We start from the raw sequence: 25530 nt of genomic DNA on the forward strand, positions 1-25530 counted from the left end.
GGCGAATGAATTCGTCCCTACAAGGGCGATTCATGGGCGACGCTCCAGTCCGCACAACTCGCGCAGCCTGGCGGTATCCAGATGCGCTTCGACCATGTCCGCCAGGCGCTCGATGTCCCGCTCGCGCAGGGCGTGGTAGTCGATGGCCTGCGGCTGGTGCAAGCCGGCCCAGCGCAGCATCGCGGTACAGGCCTGGGGCGATTCGAACAGGCCGTGCAGGTAGGTACCGAGAATCTGGTCGTCGTCGCTCCGAGCACCATCGAGACGGCCGTCCGCCAGGCGCACGGCGGGATGCGCCAGCGCCGGGCCCCGAGTGACGCCGGCGTGGATCTCGTAACCGCTGATCGGCACGTCTTCCAGGCACAGCAGCCCCTGCACATTGCGCAGTTGCTTCTCCGCTTCAAGCACCGTGTCGAAGTCCAGCAGGCCCAGGCCCGTGCTTGAGCCGGCCGGCCCCTCCAGGCCAAGCGGATCGTGCACCTGCTGGCCGAGCATCTGCAGGCCGCCGCAGATACCAAGTAGTTTGCCGCCGTAACGCAGATGCCGGCGGATGCCCTTTTCCCAGCCATTGGCGCGTAGGAAGGCCAGGTCGGAACGCACGCTCTTCGATCCCGGCAGGATGATCAGATCGGCGGCCGGAAGCGGCTGGCCGGGCCCGACGAAGCACAGGTCGACCTGCGGGTGCAGGCGCAGCGGGTCGAAGTCGGTGTGATTGCTGATCCGCGGCAACACCGGCACGCAGACCTTGAGCACGTCGGCGCTCTTCTCCACTTGGCGCTGCTGGATGGCATCCTCGGCTTCCAGATGCAGGTCTTGCAGGTAGGGCAGCACGCCCAGCACCGGCTTGCCGGTGCGCGCTTCCAACCAGTCGAGCCCCGGTTGCAGCAAGGCGATGTCGCCGCGAAAGCGGTTGATCACGAAGCCGTGCACCCGCGCCTGCTCGGTTTCGGAGAGCAGCGCCAGGGTACCCACCAGATGGGCAAACACACCGCCGCGGTCGATATCAGCGATCAAGATCACCGGGCAGCCGACCGCCTCGGCAAAGCCCATGTTGGCGATGTCGCCGGCACGCAGGTTGATCTCCGCTGGCGAGCCGGCGCCCTCCACCATCACCACCTCGTAGGCGGCGGACAGGCGCCGGTGGGACTCCAGCACGGCATTCATCGCCACCCGCTTGTAGTCGTGGTAGGCCGCCGCTTCCATGCTGCTGATGGCGCGGCCGTGGATGATCACCTGGGCGCCGGTTTCGCTGTTCGGCTTGAGCAGCACCGGGTTCATGTCGGTATGGGGTGCCAGCCCGGCGGCCTGGGCCTGCACCGCCTGGGCGCGGCCGATTTCGCCGCCATCGGCGGTCACCGCGCTGTTCAGTGCCATGTTCTGCGGCTTGAAGGGCACCACCGCAACCCCCTGGCGCCTCAGCCAGCGGCATAGCGCGGCGACCAGCGTGCTCTTGCCGGCATCGGAGGTGGTGCCCTGCACCATCAGCGTGGTCATGGGTCGTTCTCCCGGAAAGCTGTCAGGGCTCGCTCCAGCCGCTTCCAGGCGGCCTCGTCGGAAGGCAGGCCGAAACGCAGGCCGAGGGGCTGTTGGAAAAGCCGTACCAGAATGCCCTGGCGGGCCAGACAGTCATGCAGGGCCTCGGCCCGCGCGTCGGCCACCCACTGGAACAGCCCGCAACCGCCGTGGGGCGCCCAGCCATGAGAGGCCAACAGGGCCTCCAGCCGTCGACTGGCCTGAGTCAGGCAACGGCGCTGCGCCTGCTGTCCGGCCAGGTCGCCCAGGCAGGCCTTACCCAGCACCCGCGTGGGGCCGCCGACCGCCCAGGGACCGAGCTGCTCGGCCAGCGCGCCGAGCAGCGACGCCTCGGCCAATACAAAGCCCAGGCGTGCGCCCGCCAGGCCGAAGAATTTACCGAACGAACGCAGCAGGACCAGGCCCGGCAACCCGCCGTGGCTGGCGAGGCTCAGCTCCGGCGTGACATCCATGAACGCCTCGTCGACGACCAGCCAACCGCCGCGCTGCTCCAGCCGGGCGTGCCAGCGGAGCAACGTCGCCGCCTCGAACAGGCGGCCGTCGGGATTGTTCGGGTTGGCCAGGACCAGCACATCGAGGCTGTCGAGTCGCTCTTCGAGTTCGGGCAGCGTCAACTCGGCGACAACGTGCCCGCCGCGCCGCCAGGCCTCGGCATGCTCGGCGTAACAGGGTGCCAGCACCGCAACCCGGCTACCGCGCCCGCGCAAACGCGGCAGCGCTTGAATGGCCGCCTGGCTGCCCGCCACCGGTAGCACCTGCTCGGCGCCGTAGTAGCCACGGGCGGCAGCCTCAAGACCGTCACCCTCCTCCGGCAAGCGCATCCAGGCAGAGGCGGGAATCTCCGGCAGACGCACCGACCAAGGCGCGATGCCGGTGGACAGGTCGAGCCACTCGGACTCGTCGATGCCGTAGCGTCGCGCCGCCTCGCGCAGCCGCCCTCCGTGCTCAAGCATGCAGTGCCGCCCCCGCTAGCCATAGCAGCACCCAGACCATCACCCCAAGGCGCACCAACTCCAGGGCCCGGGCAACGCTGCCGGCGTCCGCTGCGGCCCCCTCGCCCAGCACCGGGCGCTCATGCACTTCGCCGTGATAGGTGGCCACTCCGCCGAGCCGAACCCCCAGCGCACCGGCACCCGCGGCCATGACCGGACCGGCGTTGGGGCTGTCCCAGGCCGGCGCCTGGCGTCGCCAGCAGCGCAGCGCCGAGCGGGTGCGGCCAAGCAGGGCATAGGTCAGCGCCACCAGGCGCGCCGGCAGGTAGTTGAGCAGATCGTCGATGCGCGCCGCGGCCCAGCCGAAACGTTCAAAGCGTTCGTTGCGATAGCCCCACATAGCGTCCAGGGTATTGGCCAGGCGGTACAGGACCACGCCAGGCGCACCGGCCAGCGCGAACCAGAACAGCGCGGCGAATACCGCGTCGCTGCCGTTCTCCAGTACCGATTCGGTGGCGGCACGGGCGACGCCGGCGGCATCCAGCTCGGCGGTCTGCCGGCTGACCATCAGGCCGACCCGCCGGCGGGCCTCGTCCAGGCCCCCCCGGTGCAGCGCATCGATCACCGGCTCGGCGTGCTCGCCCAGGCTGCGCAGGCCGACGGCGAGATACAGCGCCAGCAGCCCCACCAGCCAGCCGAGGTACGGTACCTGTACCAACAGCCAGGCCAGCGCGGTCAGCGGCAATACCGCCAGGCACCAAGCGCTGACGCCATGGCTGCGCCAGCCGCTACCGCCAGGATTGAAGCGCCGTTCCAGGCGTTCGGCGAAGCGGCCGAACGCCACCAGCGGGTGCCAGCCCTTGGGCTCGCCGAGCAGTCGATCGAGAATCAGCGCTGCCAGGGCAGTCAGTGCCAGGGTCATGGTTGCGGGTACTCCAGGCCGTTCATTCACGGCCTCCCCAATAGTTGTCGTAAACCAGATCGGCGAGCGGCCGTGGCTCGGCCCAGCCTTCCAGCGCCAGCATCGGTGCCGGATAGAATTCGCGGACCGGCCCCAGGCAGAGGATCGCCACCGGCTGGCTCCCGGCGGGCATGCGCAACAGCTGGGCCAGCGCCTGCGGTTCGAACAGCGAAACCCAGCCCATGCCCAGCCCTTCCGCCCGAGCGGCGAGCCAGAGATTCTGGATGGCGCAGGCGACGGAGGCCAGGTCCATTTCCGGCAGGGTACGCCGGCCGAACAGGTGCGGCTCACGCCGATCCATCAGCGCCGCCACCAGCAGCTCGGCACAGTCGCGAATGCCTTCCACCTTCAGTCGCAGGAAGTCCTCGCTGCGTTCGCCCAGTGCCTCGGCAGTGCGCAGGCGTTCCGCCCCGACCAGGGCATGGATGCGCTCGCGCAGCGCCGGGTCACCAATGCGCAGGAACCGCCAGGGCTGCATCAGGCCGACGCTAGGCGCCTGGTGTGCCGCTTCCAGCAGGCGGGCCAGCAGCTCGGGCGCCACTTCGCCGCCGCTGAAGTGGCGCATGTCGCGACGCTCGGCGATGGCGCGGTAAACCGCCGCGCGCTCTTCCGGGCTGAACGCCTGCTCGCTCATGGATGCAGCAATGCCGCAGCCGCCAGCGGGTCGGACGGCAGATAGAAGTGGATGTACGAGGCGGTGAGCCGGCCGACCCGGTAGACCGCCTCGGCAGTGCGTTTGTAGTTGGGGCATTCGCCGCGGGCCAGGGGCTGCAGGGGCGAATCCAGCGCCGAATGATGGAAGGTGTGGCCGCGCAGGTGGCCTTCCGGCAGAGCCACTTCCTGCAAGGCAAGGGCCGTCAGGCGCGGCTGCATCGTCGCCTCGCCCGCCAGCAGACCGAGCATGGCATGACGCTGGCCGGCGAGGTCGGTCAGGCCGTCGAGCAGATAGAGCATGCCGCCGCACTCAGCGAGGATCGGCTTGCCCGCCGCGTGGTGCGCACGGATCGCCTCGCGGACCGACTGATTACAAGTCAGTTGCTCTGCGTGCAGCTCGGGGTAGCCGCCGGGCAGGTACAGGCTGTCGACTTCCGGCAGGCGCCGGTCGTTCAACGGCGAGAAGAAATGCAGCTGCGCACCGAGCGCCCGCAGCAGATCGAGGTTGGCCTGGTAGAGGAAGGCGAAGGCGCTATCGCGGGCCACGCCGATGCGCACGCCCGCCAGCGATGGATGGAATTGCCACGGCTCGCCGGCGGCAAACGCCACGGGTGGCGGCAGGGCCGTGTCGGCGCTGGCGGCCAGGGCATCGGCGGCGGCATCCAGGCGCGCATCCAGATCGGCCATCTCCTCGGCCTGCACCAGCCCGAGGTGGCGGCTGGGCAGCTCCACCGAGGCGCTGCGCGGCACAGCGCCGTACCAACGAATCGAATCGGGCAGGCTGTCGCGTAGGATCTCACCGTGGCGGGCGCTGCCGACCCGGTTGGCCAGTACGCCGGCGAACGGCAGGTCGGGCTGGAAGCTGGCCAGACCGTGGGCCAGGGCACCGAAGGTCTGGGCCATGGCCGCGCCATCGATCACCGCCAGCACCGGCACGCCGAAACGGCGCGCCAGGTCGGCGGCCGAGGGTGTGCCATCGAACAGCCCCATCACCCCTTCGATGAGGATCAGATCCGCCTCGCCGGCCGCCTCCCAGAGCAGCCGGCGGCTCTCCGACTCGCCGACCATCCACAGGTCGAGCTGGTAGACCGGTGCGCCGCTGGCACGGGCAAGAATCATCGGGTCGAGGAAGTCCGGGCCGCACTTGAACACCCGCACGCGCCGGCCCTGACGAGCGTGCAGGCGCGCCAGGGCGGCGGTGACGGTGGTCTTGCCCTGGCCGGAGGCCGGTGCGGCAACCAGCAGTGCCGGGCAGCGACGCTCGCCAGCCATCAGAACTCCACGCCCTTCTGCGCCTTCACTCCGGCCTTGAAGGCGTGCTTGACCAGGCTCATGTCGGTCACCGTGTCGGCCGCTTCGATCAGCCCCGGCGGTGCACCGCGCCCGGTCACCACCACGTGCTGCAGCAGCGGCCGCGCGGCGATGTCGTCGAGCACGCTGTCCAGCTCCAGGTAGCCGTACTTGAGAGCGATGTTCAGCTCGTCCAGTATCACCAGGCCGATCTCCGGGTCGCTGAGCAACTCGACCGCCACCGTCCAGGCCTGCCTGGCCTTCTCGATGTCGCGCTGGCGGTCCTGGGTTTCCCAGGTGTACCCCTCGCCCATCACGTGGTAACGCACTTCCTCGGGGAAGCGCCGGAAGAAGCGCTCCTCGCCAGTGCTCGCCGCCCCCTTGATGAACTGCACGACGCCGACCTTGATGCCATGACCCAGGGCCCGCGCGACCATGCCGAACGCCGAGCTGCTCTTGCCCTTGCCGATGCCGGTGTGCACCAGCAGCAGGCCATATTCGTCGCTGGCCTCGGCGATCTTGGCGTCGATCACTGCCTTCTTGCGCTGCATGCGTGCGCGGTGGCGCTCGTCGCGCTCGGAGTACTCGCTCATCGTTTCACCTCGACCGCCGCATGCTGCTTGAACCACGCGGCGACGCCGCCGTAGAGCACTGCGGCTACGCCCACATAGAGCGCCAGGCTGCCCAGATAGCGCGGGTAATACTGGCCGATGCGCTGGATGAATTCGGCGAACACCGGCTCCGGATAGCGCCCGGAGAAGAAGTAGAAACCGCCGCCGGAAAACAGGTAGCAGACGAAGGCACTGACCAGCACGGTCAGTGCCAGCACGGCCAGGCTGCTCGCATGGTCGCGGTGCCAGCCGGCATACAGCCGTCCGCCGAACCACAGCGTGCCGTAGGCCGGCAGCAGCGCCCAGTAGGCCGGCGACAGGCACCAGTCGCTGACTCCGGCCCAATGGATGGCGGCGAAGTCGAGCAGCGAGGCCTCGATGAACAACGCCGGGAACACCCAGCGCGGACGCAGGAACGCGCCGGCGAGGAAGAACACCGCCCAGGACGCACTGGGCAGGTTGACCGTGGCGAAGTGCTGGCCGCGGGTCATGGCCATCAACAGCGCCAGGGCGAGGCCAATCGCCAGCTGGGCACGGGGGGATAGCGTGATGAGCATCGGTGTTCTCCTCTCGGGTTAGGTCAGAGCGCCTGGTAGCGCACGGTGAAGTAGACCGCCTGGCCCGGCTGATTGAAGCCGTCGACGGTCTGGTAGTCGGCATCCAGCAGGTTGGCCACGCGGGTCTGCAGCCGCCACTCCGGGTTCAGCCGGTATTCGCCGCGCAGGTCGAGGGTGGCGAAGCCGGACAATTGGTTCTGGTTTTCCAGGTCGTCGTAGGCCGAGTTCTGCGCATGCAGGCTGGCGCCGACGCTGAAGTCGCCGATGGCGCGGTCGACATCCAGGTTGAACAGCTGGCTGGGACGGCGGTTGAGGTCCTTGCCGTAGTAGGCGGTCCCTCCGCTCGAACGTTGCGAGCGGTTCTCCGCGTCCATCAAGGTGTAGTTGGCGCTCCACTGCCAGCCGAGCAGCTCGCTGCCGACCAGCAATTCCAGGCCACGGATGCGCGCCTGGTCCACGCCCTCGGCGCGGAACTGGCCGTTGCCGCCGCGCACCGTGGCGATCAGGTTATCGATCTCCGTGCGATAGGCGTTCACCGCCCAATGGCCCCAGCCGTGCCGCCCGGACAGGCCGAGTTCGATGCTCTCGGACTCCTCGGCCTGCAAATCCGGGTTGCCGAAGCCGGGGAAGTACAGTTGGTTGAAGGTCGGCGCCTTGAATGCCGTGCCGTAGCTGGCCGTCACACGCAACTCATCGCTCAGCGCGTAACCCCAGGCCAGGTTGCCGGTGTCGTGGGTGCCGAACTGGTCGTTGTCGTCGCGGCGCAGGGACAGTTGCCAGTCATGGCGACCGTGTCCGCCCAGGTACTGGACGAAGGCCCCCTTGTTGTCCCGCGAGTCCTCGGCGTAGGCGGTGGTGCCATTGACCTCGTCGCGCTGGTAATCCAGGCCGAGGACCAGGCTGTGATCCTCGGCCAGGCGCAGGTCGTTCTGCCAGCTGAAGGTGTCGCGCCGGCTGTCGAAGCGCGAGTCGAAGTGGCCGTCCAGATTGCTGTCGGACTTGTCCTCGCTGCGACCGGCCTGCAGGGTCACCAGCAAGGGCTCCAGCGGAGCGAAGCGCGCACTGCCGCCGATGACCTTCTGCACGCCGTCGGCGTTGGCACCGAAGCCGGCGGTGCGCTTGCGATTCACCTGGTCGTAGTCGTTGTGCGACTTGGCTTGCAGCAGGTTACCGCTGAGCTCGAGGCCATTGTCGAAGCGATAGCCGCCGTTCAGCGCCAGGGCCAGGTTGCGGTAGCCATCGGCGTCGCTCTCATAGCCGCTGGCGCCCGGCTCCTTGGCGTTGATGCCGTCGGTATCCAGGCCGCTAAGGCCCAGGTTATACCAACCCTCGCTGCCGCCACCGGCGATCCCGGCACTACCGCTGTAGCTATCGTGGGTACCGTAGCCGGCGGAGAAATACGGCCGGTGGCCACGGCCTTCGCCCTTGCGGGTGAAGATCTGGATCACCCCGCCGATGGCCTCGGAGCCGTACAGGCTGGAACGCGGGCCGCGCACCACTTCGATGCGCTCGATCAGCTCCACCGGCAGGTCCTGCAGGGCGGCGCCGCCGGAAGTCACTGAGCCGATCTTGATGCCATCGATCAGCACCAGCACATGGTTGGAGTTGGTCCCGCGCATGAACAGCGAGGTGGCCTTGCCCGGCCCGCCGTTGCTGGCGAGGGAGACACCGGGCACCCGCTTGAGCAGCTCCGGCAGCGACTGCGCCTGGCTGCGCTCGATGGCCTCGCGATCGATCACGCTGACCGCAGCGAGGCTCTGTTCGGCCGTCTGCGCGGTGCGGGTGGCGGTCACCACCTGGTCGTCGAGGTCGATGGACTGGCCGGCATGGGCCAGGGGAAACAGGGAAATGCCGAGCAGCACACAGGCTGCCGATCCCGCATAAGGCTTGCGAATCAAAATGGGTTCTCCGTCGTGCCACCCGCGCGACATTGGCTGGGACAGGCAAGCGGAGAAAAAGGGCGTACGAGCCACGGGACAAGACAGTCCGTACGCCAAGCAAAGCCCTCCGCGATGCCATGGACTGCGACAGGCCGGTCTCCGGGCTCGCGAGTGAACCCGAAGGTTCCAACCGCGCCTTCCCATGCGTGAGCACAGTGGCTGTGGATGCGGTTGTTGACTCGCCTACCGTTGCGGGGGCAGCGCCGGAATCGGACCGGCTTCCCTGTTTCACCCCTCCAGCCATGGCTGAGGGGCACCTGTAGCAAGGCGCGCAGGTTAGAGGCAGAACCTCGGCCAGTCAACGGCAAGCCCCGTTGCTGACGGACACCGGACGCTACGAGGCCTGCAGCGGATCAATGACGAGGCATGAAACCAGCCGGCTTGCCTGACAGCCAATCGACGAACTGGCGTATGCGCGGGTCGCCAAGAATGGCCTCGCGAGTGTTGTAGGTCAGCGCCAGCTCCTTCTCGCTGAAGGTCTTGTGCAGGTGGTTGTGACAGGCACGGCAGACCCAGAGGGTGGCGGTGATGCGTTCGCTCCTGGCATAGCGTTTGCGCACATAGGGCTTGTCGTGCAGGGCCTTGGGGATCAAGTGGTGGCGCGTCAGCGGGGCATTGCGCCCGCAAAGCTCACAGGCGTCGGGTTGCGGCGGCAGGCGAATCGGTTCGGGCATGGCGGCTGGCTTGGAAGATGCCGCGACGCGCATGGGCTGCGCGTCGCGGTTGGCGATCAGCGTTTACGGCAAAGGGTCAGGCCGTCGCCGATCGGCAGCAGCGACAGGTCGACACGGGGATCGTCCTTGAGCTTGAGGTTCAGCGCCTGGATGGCGCGGGTATCAGGGTCCGCGGGCTCGGTTTCGAGCACCCGGCCGTCCCACAGGGTGTTGTCGAAGAGAATCAGGCCGCCGGGGCGCAGTAGCTCCAGGCAACGTTCGTAATAGGATGCATAGCCGGTCTTGTCGGCATCGATGAAGGCCAGGTCGAAGCACCCGCCCTGCCCTTCCTCGAGCAGCCCGTCGAGGGTTTCCAGCGCTGGCGCCAACCGCAGTTCGACACGCGCTTGCAGTCCCGCCTCGTGCCAATAGCGCCGGGCAATCTCACCATATTCGGCGGAAATGTCGCAGCAGATCATCTGGCCGTCCTGCGGCAGCGCCTCGGCCATGCACAGGGCGCTGTAGCCGGTGAAGGTGCCGATTTCCAGCAGCCGGCGGGCGCCGCTCAGCCTGACCAGCAGAGCCATGAACTGCCCCTGCTCGGGGGCGATCTGCCAGCGTGCCACCGGCAGCTTGGCGGTTTCCTCGCGCAGGCGCCGCTGCAAGGGCGTCTCCCGCAGGGAAACGGCGAGCAGGTAGCGATAGAGGTTGTCGTCGAGGTTGAGGGTACGGTTGGTCATGAGTGGCTCCCTGCGCTTTGCGGTTTCGACCCGGTGTCTCGGGCAACGTTAGGGGTTGTGGGCCAGCGGCGCACTGCCCAGCACGCGTTTGGCCTTCAGGTAGCTGTTCTGCCAGTAGCGATCGGCGAGGCTGTCCAGACGTACGGTGCCGCCGCTGGACGGCGCGTGCACGAAGCGCCCCTCGCCGACATAGATGCCGGCATGGCTGACCCGACCGCCGCCACCGGTGGCAAAGAACAGCAGGTCGCCGGAGCGCAGCGATTCGCGACCGACGCTGGGCACGCCCATGGCGATCAGCTCGCGGGTCGAACGCGGCAGACTGATGCCGGCGGCATCGCGGTAGACGTAGCCGATCAGGCCGCTGCAATCGAAACCGGAGTCCGGCGTATTGCCACCGTAGCGATAGGGCGTGCCGACCAGGCCGAGGGCGCGGAACAGCACGTCGTCGGCGCGCCCTTCGGCGACATCGCCGGCAGGGGGATGGTACTGGACCGAAGGGGGAGCAGGCGCCCGGCCGCTACAGGCGCCGAGCAGCAGGATGAAGACGAGAAGGGTGACGCGGGCCTTGGCAGGCATGGGCAAACGGTCCTGAGGACTGGTTGCGCCCTACTCTGCCGGCTGCGCCGCGCGGGTGCAAGCCCGTGCGCGGCATCGCTCAGGGATTGCGCGGGGTCGACGCCTGGGCCAACACGCGCTTGGCCTCCATGTAGCTGGTCCGCCAGTAGCGATCGTCGAGGCTGTCCACCCGCACACCACCGCTGCGGCGGCTGGAGGAATGGATGAACTGGTCGTCGCCCAGGTAGATGCCGGCATGGCTGACGCGACCACGACCACGGTCGTTGAAGAACAGGATGTCGCCGGGCTGCAGCTTGTCGCGGGCGATCTTCGGCGCATCCAGCTTGATCAGCTCGCCGGTGGAGCGCGGCAGTTGGATTCCGGCCTCTTCTTCGAACAGGTAGCCGACGAAGCCGCTGCAGTCGAAGCCGCTCTTCACCGTGCGCCCGCCGAAGCGATACGGCGTGCCGACCAGTTCCAGCCCCCGGTCGAGGATATCGGCGGACAGGCTGGGCAATTTGTAGGGTTCATCGTCCAGCAGCGCGGCCATGTCGGCTTCGCTCGGCTCTTCGATGTCCGGTTTGACGATTCGATCCTGGGGCTGCTGCATGGTCAGCCGCGGGGTCGGCTGGGTGGCGCAGGCGCCGAGCAGCAAGGCCAGTGCGAGGGGCACGAGGGGTGCGAAGCGCTTGAGCATGGGCACGACCGTGTCTGAAATGAGTTTGAAAGGCGCGACTATGCCCGCAGCCTCGCCAATGTGCAAATTCAATCACCGGAAATGTGACCCAGCAGTGCCGGCAACACATCTAACGCCCGCCCTTGCAGGTGCACGTCCACCATTAGGCTGAGATCGGTCTTGCCTGGGTTCACCTCCACCGTGAAGCCACCAGACTGACGCGCGCGCAGCACGGGTTCGACGATATAGGGGAAGCTCGCCGTGGTACCCACTGCCAGCACCATGTCGAAGCCCTGGCGCACCTGTTCGTACAGTTGTGCAATGGCGCGCTCCGGCAGCATTTCCTCGAACAGCACCACGGGCGGACGCAGCACGCCGGCACAGCGCTCGCAGCGCGGCGGCAGCTCGCGCTGCAGATGCGCCTCCAGCTCCGAGCTCTCCTGCCCGCAGGATTGACAGAACAGCGGCGCCAGTTCGCCATGGATCTCGATCAGCCGCTCCGGCGGGCTGCCGGCGGCGCGGTGGTAGCCGTCGATGTTCTGCGTCAATACCCAGCAACCCGGTTTGCGCCGTTGCAGCTCGGCGATGGCCGCATGTCCGGCGTTGGGCTTCGCTCCCAGACAGGCCGTGCCCAGCTCGGCGAGGTATTTCCAGCACAGCGCCGGATCGCGCTGCAGCATGCTGCCGGACAGCGCCGCCTCGATCGGCAGCCCCTCGGCGGTCTTGCCGTTGTACAGGCCGCCCAGGCCGCGATAGGTGGGCAGCCCCGAGTCGGCGGACAGACCCGCGCCGGTCACGAAAAGAATGCGTTCGGCCTGAGCGAGCGCCCGGCCCACGCTCTCGATCGATTCATCCATATGCACTTCCCCTCGATCTCTTTGGTTCTATCAGACACTCGACGAGCCATTCTGCTCGAAGCGACATTAGTTCGCGCATGCGAAGAGCGTTCCGGGAGTGAGTGAAACCGAAGCGACGGCATAGCTCCCTGGACCCCGGCCTTCGCCGGGGTGACGGGCCTGTGTGGGCGAAGAAGGAAATCGGATTCCCGAACAGTCTGTCGGCGCGCCCAAGCGGCACGAAATCTGCCGCTGCTACGTGCCCCCAGCCCGTCATACCGGCGAAGGCCGGTATCCAGAATAGGCAGCGCCGAGACATCCGCGCACCGAAGCCCCAAAACCGCAGCAAAGGACACCGAGCCCCTGCCCCGGCCTTCGCCGGTGTGACGAGCCTGTGTGGGCGAAGAAGGAAATCGGTAACCCGTGCAGTCTGTCGGCACGCTCAATCGGCGCGAAATCTCCCGCCACTACGTGCCCCCCAGCCCGTCATACCGGCGAACGCCGGTATCCAGAACAGGCAACGCCGAGACACCTGCGCACTGAACCCCCAAAACCGCAGCAAAGGACACCGAGCCCCTGCCCCGGCCTTCGCCGGGGTGACGAGCCTGTGTGGGCGAAGAAAGAAATCGGCTTCCCGAACAGTCTGTCGGCGTGCTCAAGCTGCACAAAGTTTCCCGCTGCTTCATGCCCCCAGCCCGTCATACCGGCGAAGGCCGGTATCCAGAATAGGCAGCGCCGAGACACCTGCGCACCGAAGCCCCAAAACCGCAGCAAAGGACACCGAGCCCCTGCCCCGGCCTTCGCCGGGGTGACGGCCTGTATGGGCGAAGAAGGAAATCGGTAACCCGAGCAGTCTGTCGGCACGTTCCAGCGGCGCAAAATCTCCCGCTACTACGTGCCCCCAGTCCGCCATACAGGCGAAGGCCGGTATCCAGGAGCAGGCAACCCCGAAGGCACGGTGCAGCTCCCTCAGTGGTTCACCGTATGCGCCAGCATCACCGACAGCTGGCACAGTGGCCGGCCGCTCTCTGTATGCCACTGGTTGAAGGCTGCTTGTACCGCGGCAAGCTCCTTCTGGCTGGTAGGGGCCTTGTCGATGACCTCCTGGGCCCTGAGCGCGGCGACCATATCGTCGGTGGGAATGAAGGTGTCCTTGCCGACCATGCGCAGGAAGCGCGGTGCAGACAAGCCACCAAGCTGGTTGCCGTGCTTGGCCAGGTATTTCCACAGGCCGACAATATCGGTCACCGGCCAGTCGGCGATCAACGCGCCGAAGCTGCCCTTCTCCTTCTGCACGTCGAGCACGAACTGGGCGTTGCGCGGCACGCTCTTGAGCTTGCCGAGGTGACGAATCAAACGCGCGTCCTGCATCAACCGTTCAAGGTGCTCGGCGCCCATCAGCACGACTTTCTGCGGATCGAAGCCGAAGAAGACCTCTTCAAAGGCCGACCACTTGGCGTCCACCAGGCTGTGCTTGAGGCCGGCGCGAAAGACGCGCAGGGCGATCAACGACAGGTAGCGATCGTCGCTCAGCGCCCGTAGCTCCTCGGTGCTACGCGGTTGCGGCAGCCGGGCTTCCAGGGCAGCGGCCGAGCCGAAGCGGTTCAGGCAGTACTCATGGAGCCATTTGTAGTCGCGCATGCCGGATCCTTGGGTGATGTCGCAGTGCTTCGCGGGGCGGGCCCGTCGCTGCGGGTCAGAGATTCATGACATCAAGAAAGCGCGGCGTGGCCGAGTCGTCGATCTTCAGGCTCTTGAAATCGAACAGGTTGCGGTCGGCCAGTTGCGACGGCACCACGTTCTGCAAGGCGCGGAACATGATCTCAGTACGCCCTGGCGACTTGCGCTCCCACTCCTGCAACATTTCCTTGACCACCTGGCGCTGCAGGTTTTCCTGGGAGCCGCAGAGGTTGCAGGGAATGATCGGGAACTGCTTGAGCTGGCTGTAGGCCTCGATGTCCGCTTCGCTGCAATAGGCCAGCGGGCGGATCACCACGTTGCGACCGTCGTCGGCCAGCAGCTTGGGCGGCATGGCCTTGAGGGTGCCGCCGTAGAACATGTTGAGGAAGAAGGTTTCCAGGATGTCGTCGCGGTGATGACCGAGAGCCATCTTGGTCGCGCCGATCTCGTCGGCGAAGGTGTACAGCGTGCCGCGGCGCAGGCGCGAGCACAGCGAGCAGGTGGTCTTGCCTTCCGGGATCTTCTCCTTGACCACCGAGTAGGTGTCTTTCTCGACGATGTGGTACGCCACGCCGATGGACTCGAGGTAGGCCGGCAGCACATGCTCGGGGAAGCCCGGCTGCTTCTGGTCCATGTTCACCGCGACGATCTCGAACTGGATCGGCGCCACCTTCTGCAGGTAGAGCAGCACGTCGAGCATGGTGTAGCTGTCCTTGCCGCCGGACAGGCAGACCATGACCTTGTCACCGTCCTCGATCATGTTGAAGTCGGTGACCGCCTCGCCGGCCAGGCGGCGCAAGCGTTTCTGCAATTTGTTCTGGTTGACCGAGAGAGTGCCCATGGTGCGTCGAATCCGGGGGAGCTGCGAAAAGGCCGGCATTTTACGCGGAAAGCGCCGCCAGCCCCAGGGGTCGGCGCGTAACCCGTCGGGTGCCTGTGTTAGGCTCGCCCCATGACCGAAGACCTGAATCCCAACCACGAACTGGGCGACCAGTTGCTGGTGTTGCTGCGCGAGCACCCGCAAGGCTGTAGCGAATACCAGTTGATCCAGACGCTCAAGGCGCGGCATTCGACGCATATTCCCAACGTGGCGCTGACCGACAAACTGGTGCTGTTCCGCACCCACTTCCTGCTGTTCAACGCGCTTTATCAACTGCGCGACCGCCTGTGGGCCGAGCAGAGCGCATTCCTGCAGATCAGCCCGATGTGCATCCAGTTGCAGCCTTATCAGGCAGGCGAATCCGCGCTCTGCGAGCAGGACCCGCTGCGCGACTACTACCTGGACATGAGCCACCTGCGCGATACCAGCGAAGACGACGTGGAAAAGCTTCTCTCCAGCTTCTGGACCCGCATGCAAGGCGGCGATGAGAAGCGCGCGGCCCTGGAATTGTTCGAGCTGGCGGAAGTGAACAAGCCGCTGGACCTCGCCACCATCCGCCATCGCTATCGTCAGTTGGTCAGCCAGCACCATCCCGACCGCGGCGGCAGCACCAGCCGCCTGCAATCGATCAACAAGGCCATGGAAATACTTCAGCGCTATTACCGCTGAGCCTTAAGACGAATTTGCTCTAAAGCCCGATGAACCGTGTGGGCAAAGCCGTGCCTATACTGCGACATACGGTCGCACAGGTTCGGCCTGCACCCGGTGGCGCTGCATACGCGCATCGGGCGTTTCGCTGGGGGGCGATCGTTATAACAACAAGAGGAGTGTTGGCCATGATCCATCACGTTTGGGGATTGTTCGCCCATCCCGACCAGGAATGGCAGGAAATCCGTGGCGAAGAAGAAACCATCAGCCACATGTACTTCACCCACATCCTGATACTGGCGGCCATTCCGGTCATTTCCGCCTACATCGGAACCACCCAGGTCGGCTGGAGCTTCGGCACGGGGGCGGCGGTCAAGCTTACCCAGGCCAGTGCCCTGCAGATGACCCTGATGTCCTACCTGGCCATGCTCGCCGGCGTTGCCGTGATGGGTGCATTCATCCACTGGATGGCTCGCACCTACGACGCCAGCCCGACCCTGGCCCAGTGCGTGGTGTTCGCCGCCTATACCGCAACGCCGCTGTTCGTCGGCGGGCTGGCGGCGCTGTATCCCAACCTGTGGCTGGCGATGTTCGTCGGTACCGCATCGATCTGCTACACGGTGTACCTGCTGTACGTGGGCATACCGACCTTCATGAACATCCCGCGGGACGAAGGTTTCCTGTTCTCCAGTTCGGTGCTGGCAGTGGGCCTGGTGGTACTGGTGGCGATGATCGCGATGTCGGTGATTCTGTGGGGCTTCGGCCTCGGCCCGGTGTACACCAGCTAAGGGACGCGCTCCCCCCTGCCAAGAAGCCGCCCGCGGGCGGCTTCTGCGTTTCCGGCATGCTCTGAACCCTGCTCTCCTGTGCCGTCTAACCAGCATAAGGGCGACGTTTCGCCGCGCTGTGTTCGAGGAGAGCCCCATGCTGCCGCATTGCTTGACGCTGTTGTTCCGCCCGGAACGCACCTGGGAGGCAATCCGCCAGGAAGAAGAACGCAACAGCCTGCACTACCTGCCTCACCTGTTGCTGCTGTCGCTGCTGCCCACCCTCTGCCTGTTCATCGGTACGACCCGGACCGGCTGGAGCCTGGTGGAGGATGAAACGGTAACCCTCACCACTCCCAGCGCCCTGCAACTGTGCCTCCTGCTGTACCTGACGATCCTGCTCGGCACGCTGATCATGGGTGGGTTCGTGCGCTGGATGTCGTTCACCTTCGGCTCCCGACCGACGCTCAACCAGTGCATCGGCTTCATGGCCTACGTGGAAAGCCCCTACCTGCTCGCCGGCCTGGCTGCGCTCTATCCGGACCGCTGGCTGGCGGTGGCGATACTCGGCCTGGCCTCGCTGTATTCGAGCTTCCTGCTGTACCTGGGCCTGCCGGTATTCATGCGCATTCGCAGCAACCTGGGTTTTCTCTATGCCAGCGCGATCTGGGGTGTCGGCCTGCTGGTACTGGTCACCATCCTGGTGTCGATGATCCTGTTCTGGCAGTACTACCTGCTGCCCGACTATCAGCGATTGCTGACGCGCTGACACCCGGCGGTTCGACCGGCGCACCGCTTGCGGCATAATCGCCGCCTCCGGAGTGCCGATATGCCCGAACAGCTCAACGCCCGCGTCGAGGCCTGCTACCAGCAGGCCGAGGCCTTCTTCAAGCGCAGCTTCCCACGCCCGCAGGTGAGCCTGCGGCTGCGCGGGCAGAAGGCCGGGGTGGCGCACCTGACGGAAAACCTGCTGCGCTTCAACCCGCAGCTGTACCGGGAAAACCGCGAGGACTTCCTGCGCCAGACCGTCGCCCATGAAGTGGCACATCTGGTTGCCCACCAGTTGTTCGGCCTCGGCATCAAGCCCCACGGCGAAGAGTGGCAACTGATCATGCGCGGCGTGTTCGAGCTGCCGCCGGATCGCTGCCACACCTATGAAGTCGCCAGGCGCAAGGCGACCCGCTACCTCTACCGTTGCCAGTGCCCGGAGCAGCAGTTCCCGTTTTCCGCCCAGCGCCACTCCCTGGTCGCCAAGGGGCGCCGCTATTTCTGCCGGCGCTGCCGGGCAACCCTGGTGTTCACCGGCAGGCAGCAGCTGGAGTAGGGGCGCTCAGAGCACATAGAACAGCACCGCGATGAAATGCGTCAGGCTGCCGGCGATAACGAACAGGTGCCAGATGCCGTGCCAGTGGCGGAAGCGGCTGTCGTAGGCGAAAAACACGATACCCACGGTATAGAGCACGCCGCCGGCGGCCAGCCAGGCGAAACCCGCCTGCCCCAGCGCGGCGATCAGCGGTTTGACCGCCACCAGCACCACCCAGCCCATCACCGCGTAGATGACGATGGACAGCACCCGCGCTTCGGAGCGTGGCTTGATTTCCTGCAACATGCCGAGCACGGCGAGCCCCCAGACCACGCCGAACAGCGACCAGCCCCAGGGACCGTGCAGAGTCACCAGGCAGAACGGCGTGTAGCTGCCGGCGATCAGCAGGTAGATCGACAGGTGATCGAGCTTGCGCATGACCACCTTCGCCCGCCCCCGCAGACTGTGGTAGAGCGTCGAAATGCTGTAGAGCAGCACCAGGGTGATGCCATAGAGGGCGACGCTGACGATCTTGCGCGGCTCGCCATCCAGGCTCGCCAGCACCAGCAGCCAGACAGCGCCGACAGCGGCCAGCAGCGCGCCGACCAGGTGCGTCCAGGCGTTGAATTTTTCCCCGTGATACATGCGTGCTCAACTTCCGATGGCCACGCCCGAGCGAGTGCCCAGGTCCGTTCGCGGCCAAGGGTAGCAAGTCTCGGCGGTATTGCGGCCAACCGGGCCGCTCAGGCGATGACCTTGGCTACCTTCAATTCGGCGATGCGCTGCGCCGAATAGCCGAGGTCGAGCAACACCTGCTCGGTATGGGCGCCGAGGGCGACACCGATATGCCGGGCCGGCGGCAAGCCGCCGGAGAACTTGATCGGGCAGGCGATCTGCCGCTGCGGCTCGGCGCCCTCCCGCGGCACCTCGGTCACCATCTGTCGAGCCTGGAACTGCGGGTGCCGTGCCGCTTCGGCCAGGCTCAGCATGGGCTCGACGCAGGCGTCCAGCGCGGCAAAGCGCTCGCACCAGTCGGAGAAGTCGCGCTTCTCGAACTCCAGGGCGATCTCGCGCTTGAGGGCCTGCTGCTCTTCCGGTTTCGGCGACAGCCCCTTGGCCGCCAGCTCCGGCCGGCCCAGCGAGGCGCAGAACGGCTGCATGAACTGCGGCTCCAGGCTGCCGACGGAGAACCAGCGGCCGTCGCGGGTGCGGTAGTAGTCGTAGAAGCTGCCGCCGTTGAGAGCCTGGTTTTCCATGTCCGGCTCGATGCCGGCAGCCAGGTAACCGGCACCGGCCATGGCATGCAGGCCGAAGGCGCAGTCGCTCATGCTGATGTCCACGTGCTGGCCTTCGCCGGTCTGCTGGCGCTGGATCACCGCGGCCAGCAGGCCCATCACCGCGTGGTGGGAGCCGCCGGCGATGTCCGCCACCTGCACGCCCAGAGGCAGCGGCCCGCTGTCGCGGCGGCCGGTGTAGCTGGCCAGGCCGGAGAGCGCCAGGTAATTGATGTCGTGACCGGCCCGTTCCCGATAGGGTCCGGTCTGGCCGTAGCCGGTGATGGAGACGTAGATCAACCGAGGATTGAGTGCCTTCAGGGCCGCGTAGCCAAGGCCGAGTTTGTCCATCACCCCGGGGCGGAACTGTTCGATGACGATGTCGTAGTCCTGCACCAGCTTCGCCACCACTTCCAGCGCTTCCGGCTGTTTCAGGTCCAGGGCGATGCCGCGCTTGTTGCGGTTCAAGTAGGCGTGACTGGCAGAAACGCCGCCATCGTGGGGCGGCAGCAGGCGCACCAGGTCCATGCGGCTGGGCGACTCCACCCGCAACACCTCGGCGCCCATGTCGGCCAGCAGCATCGAAGCGAACGGCCCCGGCAACAGCGTGGAAAAGTCGAGAATCTTCAGCGAGGACAACGGGCCTTTCATGGGCACTCCTGAATCATTGACGCCGGCTCAGTCCAGGCGGAAGACCTGGCGAGCATTGCCATGGAGAAACTTGGCCTCCACATCCTGGCTCAGCCCCAACGCCTTGACCTGGGTCATGCAGCGGCCGAGGGACAGTTGCGGGAAGTTACTGCCGAACAGCACCTTGTCCTGCCCGTAGCTTTGCATGAACTGCAGCAGCGCCTGCGGGTAATAGCGCGGCAGGTAGGCCGAGGTGTCGATATAGACGCTATCGTGCTTCCAGGCCACGCCGATCATCTCCTCCGTCCAGGGATGGCCGATATGCCCGGCGACGATGCGCAGCTCGGGAAATTCCAGCGCGACTTCGTCCAGATAGGGCACCGGACGGCCGGTTTCCGAGGGCATCAGCGGACCGGTATGGCCGACCTGGGTGCAGAACGGGATGTCCAGCTCGATGCACTTCACATACAGCGGATAGTAGAGCCGATGATTGGGCGGCAGTTTCCATAGCCAGGGCACGATGCGCAGGGCCTTGCAACCCAGTTCGACGACGGCCCGCTCCAGCTCGCGCACCGCCGCCATCGGCTTGCTCAGGTCGACACTGGCGACACCGACGAAGCGCTCGGGAAAGGCGCGGGTGAATTCGGCGATCTCGTCGTTGCTGTAGACCCAGCCTTCGGGGCGACACCAGGCGGCGAGCATCAGCGTGTCCACGCCGGCCTCATCCATCTGGGCCACGGTCTGCTCGGGCGTCAGGCGCTCGTCAAGCAGATGCGCCGAGCCGGATTTTTCGAACAGCCGGACGATCTCCGGCATGCGCTGGCGCAGGCTGCCGCCTGCCGGCTGTGCCCAGGCGTCGATGGCTCCGGTCATAGGGCCTCCTCGTCGATGTACCAACCCCGCCAGCGGCCGCGTAGCAATTGGCAGGGCACGCGGCGGGCTTCACCCGCCCCACATGGATTGCACCCGCACACTTGTAGAGGCGAATTCATTCGCCTGGCCGGGCCGCCTTGGCGAATAAATTCGCCCCTACATGCTTGCCGTCAGAGCTTCATGCCACGGCTGATGATCTCTTTCATGATCTCCGAAGTGCCGGCGAAAATGCGCTGGATGCGTGCGTTCGCATACATCTTGCAGATCGGGTATTCCCACATGTAGCCCCAGCCGCCATGCAATTGCACGCCTTCATCGACCACCCGGCCGAGCAGTTCGGTGGTGAACAGCTTGGCTTCGGCGGCCACTTCCGGGGTGAGTTTCTTCTGGTTGTGGTCCATCACGCAGCGGTCGACGAATACCTGGGCGACGTCGATCTGCGTGCGCATCTCGGCCAGCTTGAAGCGGGTGTTCTGGAAGTGCGCGACAGGCCGGTCGAAGGCCGTGCGCTCCTTCACGTAGTCGATGGTGGTCTGCAGCGCTGCCTCGGCGCCGGCCACCGCCGCGCAGGCGTTGGTCAGGCGCTCCTGGGCCAGCATGTTCATCAGGTAGAAGAAACCGCCCTTGGCATCACCGAGCAGGTTTTCCTTGGGCACCTTGACCTGGTTGAAGAACAGCTCGGCGGTGTCCTGGCTCTTCATGCCCAGCTTCTTCAGGTTGCGCCCGCGCTCGAAGCCTTCCATGCCACGCTCGACCAGGAACAGCCCCATGGCGTGCTTGTTCGCCGGGTCGGTCTTGGCCGCGACGATCACCACGTCGGCCAGCAGGCCGTTGGAGATGAATACCTTGGAGCCGTTCAGCTCGTAGTGGTCGCCCTTGTCGACAGCGGTGGTACGCATGCCAGCCAGATCGGAGCCGGCGGACGGCTCGGTCATCGCCACCGCGAGAATGGTCTCGCCGCGGATGGCGCCCGGCAGCAAGCGTTCCTTCTGCGCGTCGCTGCCGTACTCGGCGATATAGGGTGCACAGAGCGCCGAATGCAGCGGGATGATGAAACCCGGCTCGTTGATGTAGGCCAGTTCCTCGCAGATGATCTGCTCATAGCGGAAGTCGTTCAGTCCGGTGCCGCCGTAGCGTTCATCCGCCCAGGGCAACAGAAAGCCCATCTCGCCGGCCTTGCGCCACACCTCACGGTCGACCATCCCGGCCTCCTCCCAGGCGTCCTGGTGGGGCACCACCTCCCTTTGCAGAAAGGCGCGGAAGGCGTCGCGGAACAGATTGTGCTCGGTTTCGAAATGAATGCGCTGCATGGCGGAATCGCTCCCTGATGAGACGTCCAGCAGGGTAGGCGCCGCCGCCCCGGCGGCTCAATGACCCATGCGCTCAGGCTCGATTGACCCTTTCGACCAAGGCCCCTGGACGTACTAGCCCTTTGGAGGCATGGACGTCGCGCACGAGATAAGTCCCCAAACTCCCCATGGTCTCTTTCGCCACGAGAAGACACCCATCGGCGATACCGTCATGCCCGAGCCGTTCCGCCCGCGTCTTTCCAGCCACCTGCTACCGACCCTGCTGCTCGGTGGACTCGCTGTTGCTGCTGGCAGTCTGGATTCTTCCACCGGGGGCCAAGGGCTGGCTGAACATCGTCTGGTTTCCGGTGGCCCCGAGTCGTTCGCGGTAGCCGTCGCCATCCTCGTGTTCGCCGTCAACTGGCATGCCTATCGTCCGGAGCACCCGGCGAACCTGATCGTGCTGGCGTGCGGCTTTCTCGCCGTGGGCCTGCTGGATTTCGCTCATGCGCTGTCCTACGAGGGCATGCCGGTCTTCGTCACCCCCGCCTCGGCGGAAAAGGCCATCGACTTCTGGCTGGCCTCGCGGCTGGTGGCGACCACCACCCTGCTGGTCATCGCCGTGCGCCCCTGGCAGCCACTGGCATCTGCCAACAGCCGCTACCTGCTGTTGCTGGTGGCTCTGCTGCTGGTGGGCAGCATTTGCGTGCTGCAACTGGGTTTCCCGCACCGGTGGCCGCGCCCCTTCATCCCCGGTTCCGGGCTGACCTCTCACCCAGGTCGGCGAGTGGGGTCCTTCACCAGGTCTGCCCGCCTCGGCCCTGGAGCTGGAACTGACCGAATCGAGCCTGATCGAGGACACCGAGCAGGTGCTGGTCACCGTGCAACAGCTCAAGGCGTTGGGCGTGAAGTTGTCGATCGACGACTTCGGCACCGGCTATTCCAGCCTCGCCTACCTGAGCCGGCTGGCGGTGGACAAGCTGAAGATCGACCAGTCGTTCATCCGCGACCTGACCACGACGAGCGATGGCGTTGCCCTGGTCACCGCCATCCTGCACATGGCCCAGTCGCTGGGGCTGAAAACCATCGCCGAAGGCGTGGAAGACAAACGCACCGCCGATGAGCTGCGGCGCCTGGGTTGCGCCGAAGTGCAAGGCTATCTGCATGCCAAGCCATTGCCCGCCGATGAAGTAGCGGCAGTACTCAAAGCACTGTTGCAAACCCAGGAGTTGGCGGAAATCCCCTCGCCGAGGGCCTGATTCCGCCTTGTCCCGACGCGCACGCCGCGCCTACCATCGGCCCTCTCGATTCCTGGGCCAGACCTATGCGCGAGCGCACCATCGCCAGCCACTTCGTGCGTGCCGCCTTGCGCGGTGCCGAGCGGCAGCAACACGACTGCACCGCCGTGCTGCGCCAGGCAGGTATCCAGCCCGCGGTACTGGAGGAGCCACGGGCACGCATCGCCCCCGAGCAGTTCGCCCGCCTGATGCAATTGCTCTGGGAATCCCTCGACGACGAATACCTTGGTTTCGGCCGTCAGCGCAGCAAGCGCGGCACCTTCGCCATGATGTGCCACGCCATCATCCACTGCCGCAGCCTGGAAAAGGCCCTGAGCCGCGGCGCGCTGTTCTACGCCCTGTTTCCCGAGGCCCCGGGCATCGAACTACGACGCGAAGGCAACTGGGCGCGGCTTACAGTGCATGACTCGATGCTCTGGGACCCGGACCACTTCCTGGTGGAAAGCCTGCTGGTCATCTGGCACCGCCTCGGCAGTTGGCTGATCGGCCAGCGCATTCGTCTGGAGGAAGCCACTTTCGCCTATTGCGAACCCGCCCATGGCAGCGAGTACGACCTGCTGTTCCCCTGCCCCCGGCGCTTCGCCGCCGGCAGCACCAGCCTGCTGTTCCACGCCCGCTACCTGGCTATGCCGCTGCTGCAGGACGAACGCACACTCAAGCAATTCCTCGAGTGCTCGCCGGCCGACCTGCTGGCCCGCCCGGACGGCGGCGACAGCCTGACCAGCCAGATCCGCCGCCTGCTCGGTCGCGACTGCGAGCACTGGCCGGACCTGGAGCGCGTCGCCCAGCAACTGCACATGAGTCCGCAAACCCTGCGCCGCCATCTGCGCGAGGAAGGCAGCAGCTTCCAGGAACTCAAGGACCACCTGCGCCGCGACCTGGCCATCTACCACCTGGGGCGCGACGAGCTGTCGATCCAGGCCATCGCCGAACAGCTCGGTTTCTCCGAACCCTCGGCCTTCCATCGCGCGTTCAAGAAATGGACCGGGCTGACCCCCGGCGCCTACCGCGCCCAGGAAAGCTGAGCCAAGCCGGGGAAACCAAGGTGGGGACGTACCCCCGGCCAGGTCGCTTCACAACGGGCTGCACGCGACCTAGGCTGAAGGGTCCCTTTCGCTGATACGGAGATCGACCGATGCGTCATCTACTGCTCCTGCTGGCGCTGCTCGGCGCTTGCGCCCAGGCCGCCATCCAGACCCGGGAACTGCCCTACCAGAGCGCCGACGGCACCCGGATGATCGGCTACTACGCCTACGACGACGCCATCGACGGCACGCGCCCCGGTGTGATCGTGGTGCACGAATGGTGGGGCCTGAACGACTACGCCAAGCGCCGCGCCCGCGACCTCGCCGGCCTCGGCTATGCCGCGCTGGCGATAGACATGTATGGCGAAGGCAAGCACACCGCCCACCCGGAGGACGCCATGACCTTCATGCAGGCCGCCACCGCCAATGCCGACGCGGCCAAGGCGCGCTTCATGGCCGGCCTGGAATTGCTCAAGCAGCAGCCGCAGACCGATCCCGACCAGCTCGCCGCGATCGGCTACTGCTTCGGCGGCCGGGTGGTATTGGACATGGCCCGCCAGGGTGTGCCGCTGGATGGCGTGGTCAGCTTCCACGGCGCCCTGGGCACCTCCACCCCGGCAACGCCCGGCTCGGTGAAAGCCCCCATCCTGGTGGAGCACGGTGCCGCCGACAGCTTCGCCACGCCCGAACAGATCGCCGCATTCAAGGCGGAGATGGATGCCGCCGGCGCGGACTACCGCTTCGTCAGCCTGCCCGGCGCCAAGCACGGCTTCACCAACCCCGACGCCGATGCCCACCAGGCCCATGGCCTGGATGTGGCCTATCAGAAGGAAGCCGACGAGCGCTCCTGGGCGGACATGCAGGAATTCTTCAAGAAAATCTTCGATAACTAGACGGTATCGCCATGCCGGGCTTTCGGCGAGGCATAAAAAAACGGGAGTCCCTGCGGACTCCCGTTCTCAATTCAGAGAAAAGGTCAGAACCGGCTGAAACAGCACAGGCCCCGACTACAACCTCACCTGCGTCTCCGAAGAAACGCGGCGACAGTCTGGCAAAAGCGAGCCGACACATGCGTTTCGCTTTGTTGCGCCTTTGCAAAGAAATGTAAACGCGCGACGCGCATCACCGCCGTGCCCCGTGCTGGCCGCCTCGCCCGGCTCAAGGCAGAATGCCGGGCATGAACGATTTCCCCCTGCCCGCCTGCTGCTCACCGCTGGATGGCCGCTGGCTGCTGCCACGGCCGCTGCCCGGCGCGCTGCTGGTCAGTACTCGCTTCGATCCCGCCCTGCTCCACGAGGACGACTTCACCCGCAGCGGCATTGCCTCCGTCAGAGGCGTCGCCAAGCGCCAAAGCGAATACCTTGCCGGACGCCTGTGCGCGCGCGAAGCCCTGCGCCGCCTGAACGGCCAGGCGCTGGTGCCCGGCATCGGCGCCGACCGCGCGCCGCAATGGCCGACCGGCAGCCTCGGCTCCATCACCCACGGCACCGGCTGGGCCGCCGCCGTGGTGGCACGCAGCGGCGACTACCAGGGGCTCGGCCTGGATGTGGAGCGCAAGCTCGACCACGAACGCGCCACCCGCCTGGCCGAAGAAATCCTCACCCCAGCGGAACTGCAACGCCTGCGCGAGCGGCCGGAGGCGGACTGGGGGCACTGGGTGACCCTCACCTTCTCCCTCAAGGAAAGCCTGTTCAAGGCGCTCTATCCGCTGACCCTGGTGCGTTTCTACTTCCAGGACGCCGAACTGCTCGACTGGCAGCCGGACGGCAGCGCCCGGCTGCGTCTGCTGACCGCTCTCTCCAGCGAATGGACCGCCGGGAGTGAAGTACAGGGGCAATTCACCGAGTTCGACGAGCAGTTGCTGAGCCTGATCGCCGTGCCGCTGCGTTAGCCCCATGGGAGCGCTTCGCGCTCCTCGTTGGGCT

Annotated in this window: 28 protein-coding genes, 1 pseudogene and 1 riboswitch; of the genes and pseudogenes, 9 read left to right on the forward strand and 20 right to left on the reverse strand. The window is 66.2% G+C overall.

Going from position 1 to position 25530, the window contains the following annotated elements:
• Positions 1 to 30 precede the first annotated feature (30 nt).
• The 15 genes from ACWKV7_RS03465 to ttcA form a co-directional block, all read right to left on the reverse strand.
• Entirely contained in the window at positions 31 to 1494 is a 1464-nt protein-coding gene (locus ACWKV7_RS03465) for a cobyric acid synthase (protein WP_483856227.1), read from the reverse strand.
• Positions 1491 to 2486 carry a threonine-phosphate decarboxylase CobD gene (gene cobD / locus ACWKV7_RS03470; protein WP_483856228.1) on the reverse strand — a complete coding sequence of 332 codons (996 nt, stop codon included), beginning with the start codon at positions 2484 to 2486 and terminating at the stop codon, positions 1491 to 1493. Before cobD ends, ACWKV7_RS03465 begins: the two co-directional genes overlap by 4 nt.
• Positions 2479 to 3387, reverse strand: coding sequence for an adenosylcobinamide-phosphate synthase CbiB (gene cbiB / locus ACWKV7_RS03475; RefSeq protein ID WP_483856229.1), 909 nt, complete (start codon positions 3385 to 3387; stop codon positions 2479 to 2481). Before cbiB ends, cobD begins: the two co-directional genes overlap by 8 nt.
• A gap of 22 nt (positions 3388 to 3409) precedes the next feature.
• Positions 3410 to 4060, reverse strand: coding sequence for a 5,6-dimethylbenzimidazole synthase (gene bluB / locus ACWKV7_RS03480; protein WP_483856230.1), 651 nt, complete (start codon positions 4058 to 4060; stop codon positions 3410 to 3412).
• Complete coding sequence (locus ACWKV7_RS03485; protein ID WP_483856231.1) at positions 4057 to 5352, reverse strand: cobyrinic acid a,c-diamide synthase CobB; 1296 nt, start codon at positions 5350 to 5352, stop codon at positions 4057 to 4059. The genes bluB and ACWKV7_RS03485 overlap by 4 nt, the downstream gene beginning before the upstream one ends.
• The gene (cobO, locus tag ACWKV7_RS03490) at positions 5352 to 5963 is read right to left on the reverse strand and encodes a cob(I)yrinic acid a,c-diamide adenosyltransferase (protein WP_483856232.1); all 612 of its coding nucleotides are present in this window, start codon (positions 5961 to 5963) and stop codon (positions 5352 to 5354) included. The genes ACWKV7_RS03485 and cobO overlap by 1 nt, the downstream gene beginning before the upstream one ends.
• Complete coding sequence (locus ACWKV7_RS03495; RefSeq protein WP_483856233.1) at positions 5960 to 6538, reverse strand: hypothetical protein; 579 nt, start codon at positions 6536 to 6538, stop codon at positions 5960 to 5962. The genes cobO and ACWKV7_RS03495 overlap by 4 nt, the downstream gene beginning before the upstream one ends.
• 23 nt (positions 6539 to 6561) lie before the next feature.
• Positions 6562 to 8436: a TonB-dependent vitamin B12 receptor gene (btuB, locus tag ACWKV7_RS03500; protein WP_483856234.1), complete on the reverse strand. Its 1875-nt coding sequence runs from the start codon at positions 8434 to 8436 to the stop codon at positions 6562 to 6564.
• A gap of 115 nt (positions 8437 to 8551) precedes the next feature.
• Positions 8552 to 8754: riboswitch (cobalamin riboswitch) on the reverse strand.
• A gap of 77 nt (positions 8755 to 8831) precedes the next feature.
• Positions 8832 to 9152 carry a hypothetical protein gene (locus ACWKV7_RS03505; protein WP_483856235.1) on the reverse strand — a complete coding sequence of 107 codons (321 nt, stop codon included), beginning with the start codon at positions 9150 to 9152 and terminating at the stop codon, positions 8832 to 8834.
• Between the two features lie 56 nt (positions 9153 to 9208).
• A complete protein-coding gene (locus tag ACWKV7_RS03510; protein ID WP_483856236.1) occupies positions 9209 to 9871 on the reverse strand; it encodes a class I SAM-dependent methyltransferase in 663 nt (220 codons plus the stop codon).
• 48 nt (positions 9872 to 9919) lie between these two features.
• On the reverse strand, positions 9920 to 10447 hold the full coding sequence (locus ACWKV7_RS03515; protein WP_483856237.1) for a C40 family peptidase: 528 nt from the start codon (positions 10445 to 10447) through the stop codon (positions 9920 to 9922).
• Positions 10448 to 10526: 79 nt separating this feature from the next.
• Positions 10527 to 11123 carry a C40 family peptidase gene (locus ACWKV7_RS03520; RefSeq protein WP_483856238.1) on the reverse strand — a complete coding sequence of 199 codons (597 nt, stop codon included), beginning with the start codon at positions 11121 to 11123 and terminating at the stop codon, positions 10527 to 10529.
• 68 nt (positions 11124 to 11191) lie between these two features.
• Positions 11192 to 11959 (reverse strand): NAD-dependent deacylase, encoded by a 768-nt coding sequence (locus ACWKV7_RS03525; protein WP_483856239.1) that lies wholly within the window; start codon positions 11957 to 11959, stop codon positions 11192 to 11194.
• Positions 11960 to 12907: 948 nt separating this feature from the next.
• Positions 12908 to 13579 (reverse strand): DNA-3-methyladenine glycosylase I, encoded by a 672-nt coding sequence (locus tag ACWKV7_RS03530; protein ID WP_483856240.1) that lies wholly within the window; start codon positions 13577 to 13579, stop codon positions 12908 to 12910.
• 55 nt (positions 13580 to 13634) lie between these two features.
• Positions 13635 to 14459, reverse strand: a complete 825-nt coding sequence (ttcA, locus tag ACWKV7_RS03535; RefSeq protein WP_483856241.1) for a tRNA 2-thiocytidine(32) synthetase TtcA — start codon at positions 14457 to 14459, stop codon at positions 13635 to 13637.
• Positions 14460 to 14570: 111 nt separating this feature from the next.
• Here ttcA and ACWKV7_RS03540 point away from each other — a divergent pair, with 111 nt between their 5' ends.
• The 4 genes from ACWKV7_RS03540 (at position 14571) to ACWKV7_RS03555 (ending at position 17237) form a co-directional block, all read left to right on the forward strand.
• Entirely contained in the window at positions 14571 to 15167 is a 597-nt protein-coding gene (locus ACWKV7_RS03540) for a DNA-J related domain-containing protein (protein WP_483856242.1), read from the forward strand.
• 167 nt (positions 15168 to 15334) lie between these two features.
• Positions 15335 to 15934, forward strand: coding sequence for a Yip1 family protein (locus ACWKV7_RS03545; protein ID WP_483856243.1), 600 nt, complete (start codon positions 15335 to 15337; stop codon positions 15932 to 15934).
• A gap of 136 nt (positions 15935 to 16070) precedes the next feature.
• A complete protein-coding gene (locus ACWKV7_RS03550) occupies positions 16071 to 16682 on the forward strand; it encodes a Yip1 family protein (protein ID WP_483856244.1) in 612 nt (203 codons plus the stop codon).
• Between the two features lie 60 nt (positions 16683 to 16742).
• Complete coding sequence (locus ACWKV7_RS03555) at positions 16743 to 17237, forward strand: SprT family zinc-dependent metalloprotease (RefSeq protein WP_483856245.1); 495 nt, start codon at positions 16743 to 16745, stop codon at positions 17235 to 17237.
• Positions 17238 to 17243: 6 nt separating this feature from the next.
• On the opposite strand, the gene trhA is transcribed toward ACWKV7_RS03555, so the two are convergent.
• The 5 genes from trhA to ACWKV7_RS03580 all read right to left on the reverse strand — a co-directional run bounded on the left by trhA (position 17244) and on the right by ACWKV7_RS03580 (position 21790).
• Entirely contained in the window at positions 17244 to 17861 is a 618-nt protein-coding gene (trhA, locus tag ACWKV7_RS03560) for a PAQR family membrane homeostasis protein TrhA (protein WP_483856246.1), read from the reverse strand.
• Between the two features lie 98 nt (positions 17862 to 17959).
• Positions 17960 to 19141: a CaiB/BaiF CoA transferase family protein gene (locus ACWKV7_RS03565; protein WP_483856247.1), complete on the reverse strand. Its 1182-nt coding sequence runs from the start codon at positions 19139 to 19141 to the stop codon at positions 17960 to 17962.
• 27 nt (positions 19142 to 19168) lie between these two features.
• A complete protein-coding gene (locus ACWKV7_RS03570; RefSeq protein ID WP_483856248.1) occupies positions 19169 to 19993 on the reverse strand; it encodes an amidohydrolase family protein in 825 nt (274 codons plus the stop codon).
• Between the two features lie 170 nt (positions 19994 to 20163).
• Positions 20164 to 21303 (reverse strand): acyl-CoA dehydrogenase family protein, encoded by a 1140-nt coding sequence (locus ACWKV7_RS03575; RefSeq protein WP_483856249.1) that lies wholly within the window; start codon positions 21301 to 21303, stop codon positions 20164 to 20166.
• 250 nt (positions 21304 to 21553) lie between these two features.
• Complete coding sequence (locus tag ACWKV7_RS03580) at positions 21554 to 21790, reverse strand: hypothetical protein (RefSeq protein WP_483856285.1); 237 nt, start codon at positions 21788 to 21790, stop codon at positions 21554 to 21556.
• Between ACWKV7_RS03580 and ACWKV7_RS03585 the strand changes: the two are divergent.
• The 5 genes and pseudogenes from ACWKV7_RS03585 to ACWKV7_RS03605 all read left to right on the forward strand — a co-directional run.
• Positions 21689 to 21994: pseudogene (locus tag ACWKV7_RS03585) on the forward strand (MASE3 domain-containing protein); the annotation flags it as partial. The gene ACWKV7_RS03580 and the pseudogene ACWKV7_RS03585 overlap by 102 nt on opposite strands.
• 94 nt (positions 21995 to 22088) lie before the next feature.
• On the forward strand, positions 22089 to 22541 hold the full coding sequence (locus ACWKV7_RS03590; protein WP_483856284.1) for an EAL domain-containing protein: 453 nt from the start codon (positions 22089 to 22091) through the stop codon (positions 22539 to 22541).
• A 65-nt stretch (positions 22542 to 22606) separates the two neighbouring features.
• Positions 22607 to 23605 (forward strand): AraC family transcriptional regulator, encoded by a 999-nt coding sequence (locus ACWKV7_RS03595; RefSeq protein ID WP_483856250.1) that lies wholly within the window; start codon positions 22607 to 22609, stop codon positions 23603 to 23605.
• Positions 23606 to 23715: 110 nt separating this feature from the next.
• Positions 23716 to 24498: a dienelactone hydrolase family protein gene (locus ACWKV7_RS03600; protein ID WP_483856251.1), complete on the forward strand. Its 783-nt coding sequence runs from the start codon at positions 23716 to 23718 to the stop codon at positions 24496 to 24498.
• 284 nt (positions 24499 to 24782) lie between these two features.
• Positions 24783 to 25496: a 4'-phosphopantetheinyl transferase family protein gene (locus ACWKV7_RS03605; protein WP_487249190.1), complete on the forward strand. Its 714-nt coding sequence runs from the start codon at positions 24783 to 24785 to the stop codon at positions 25494 to 25496.
• Positions 25497 to 25530 lie beyond the last annotated feature (34 nt).

It is taken from the genome of Zestomonas ipomoeae (assembly GCF_057128665.1).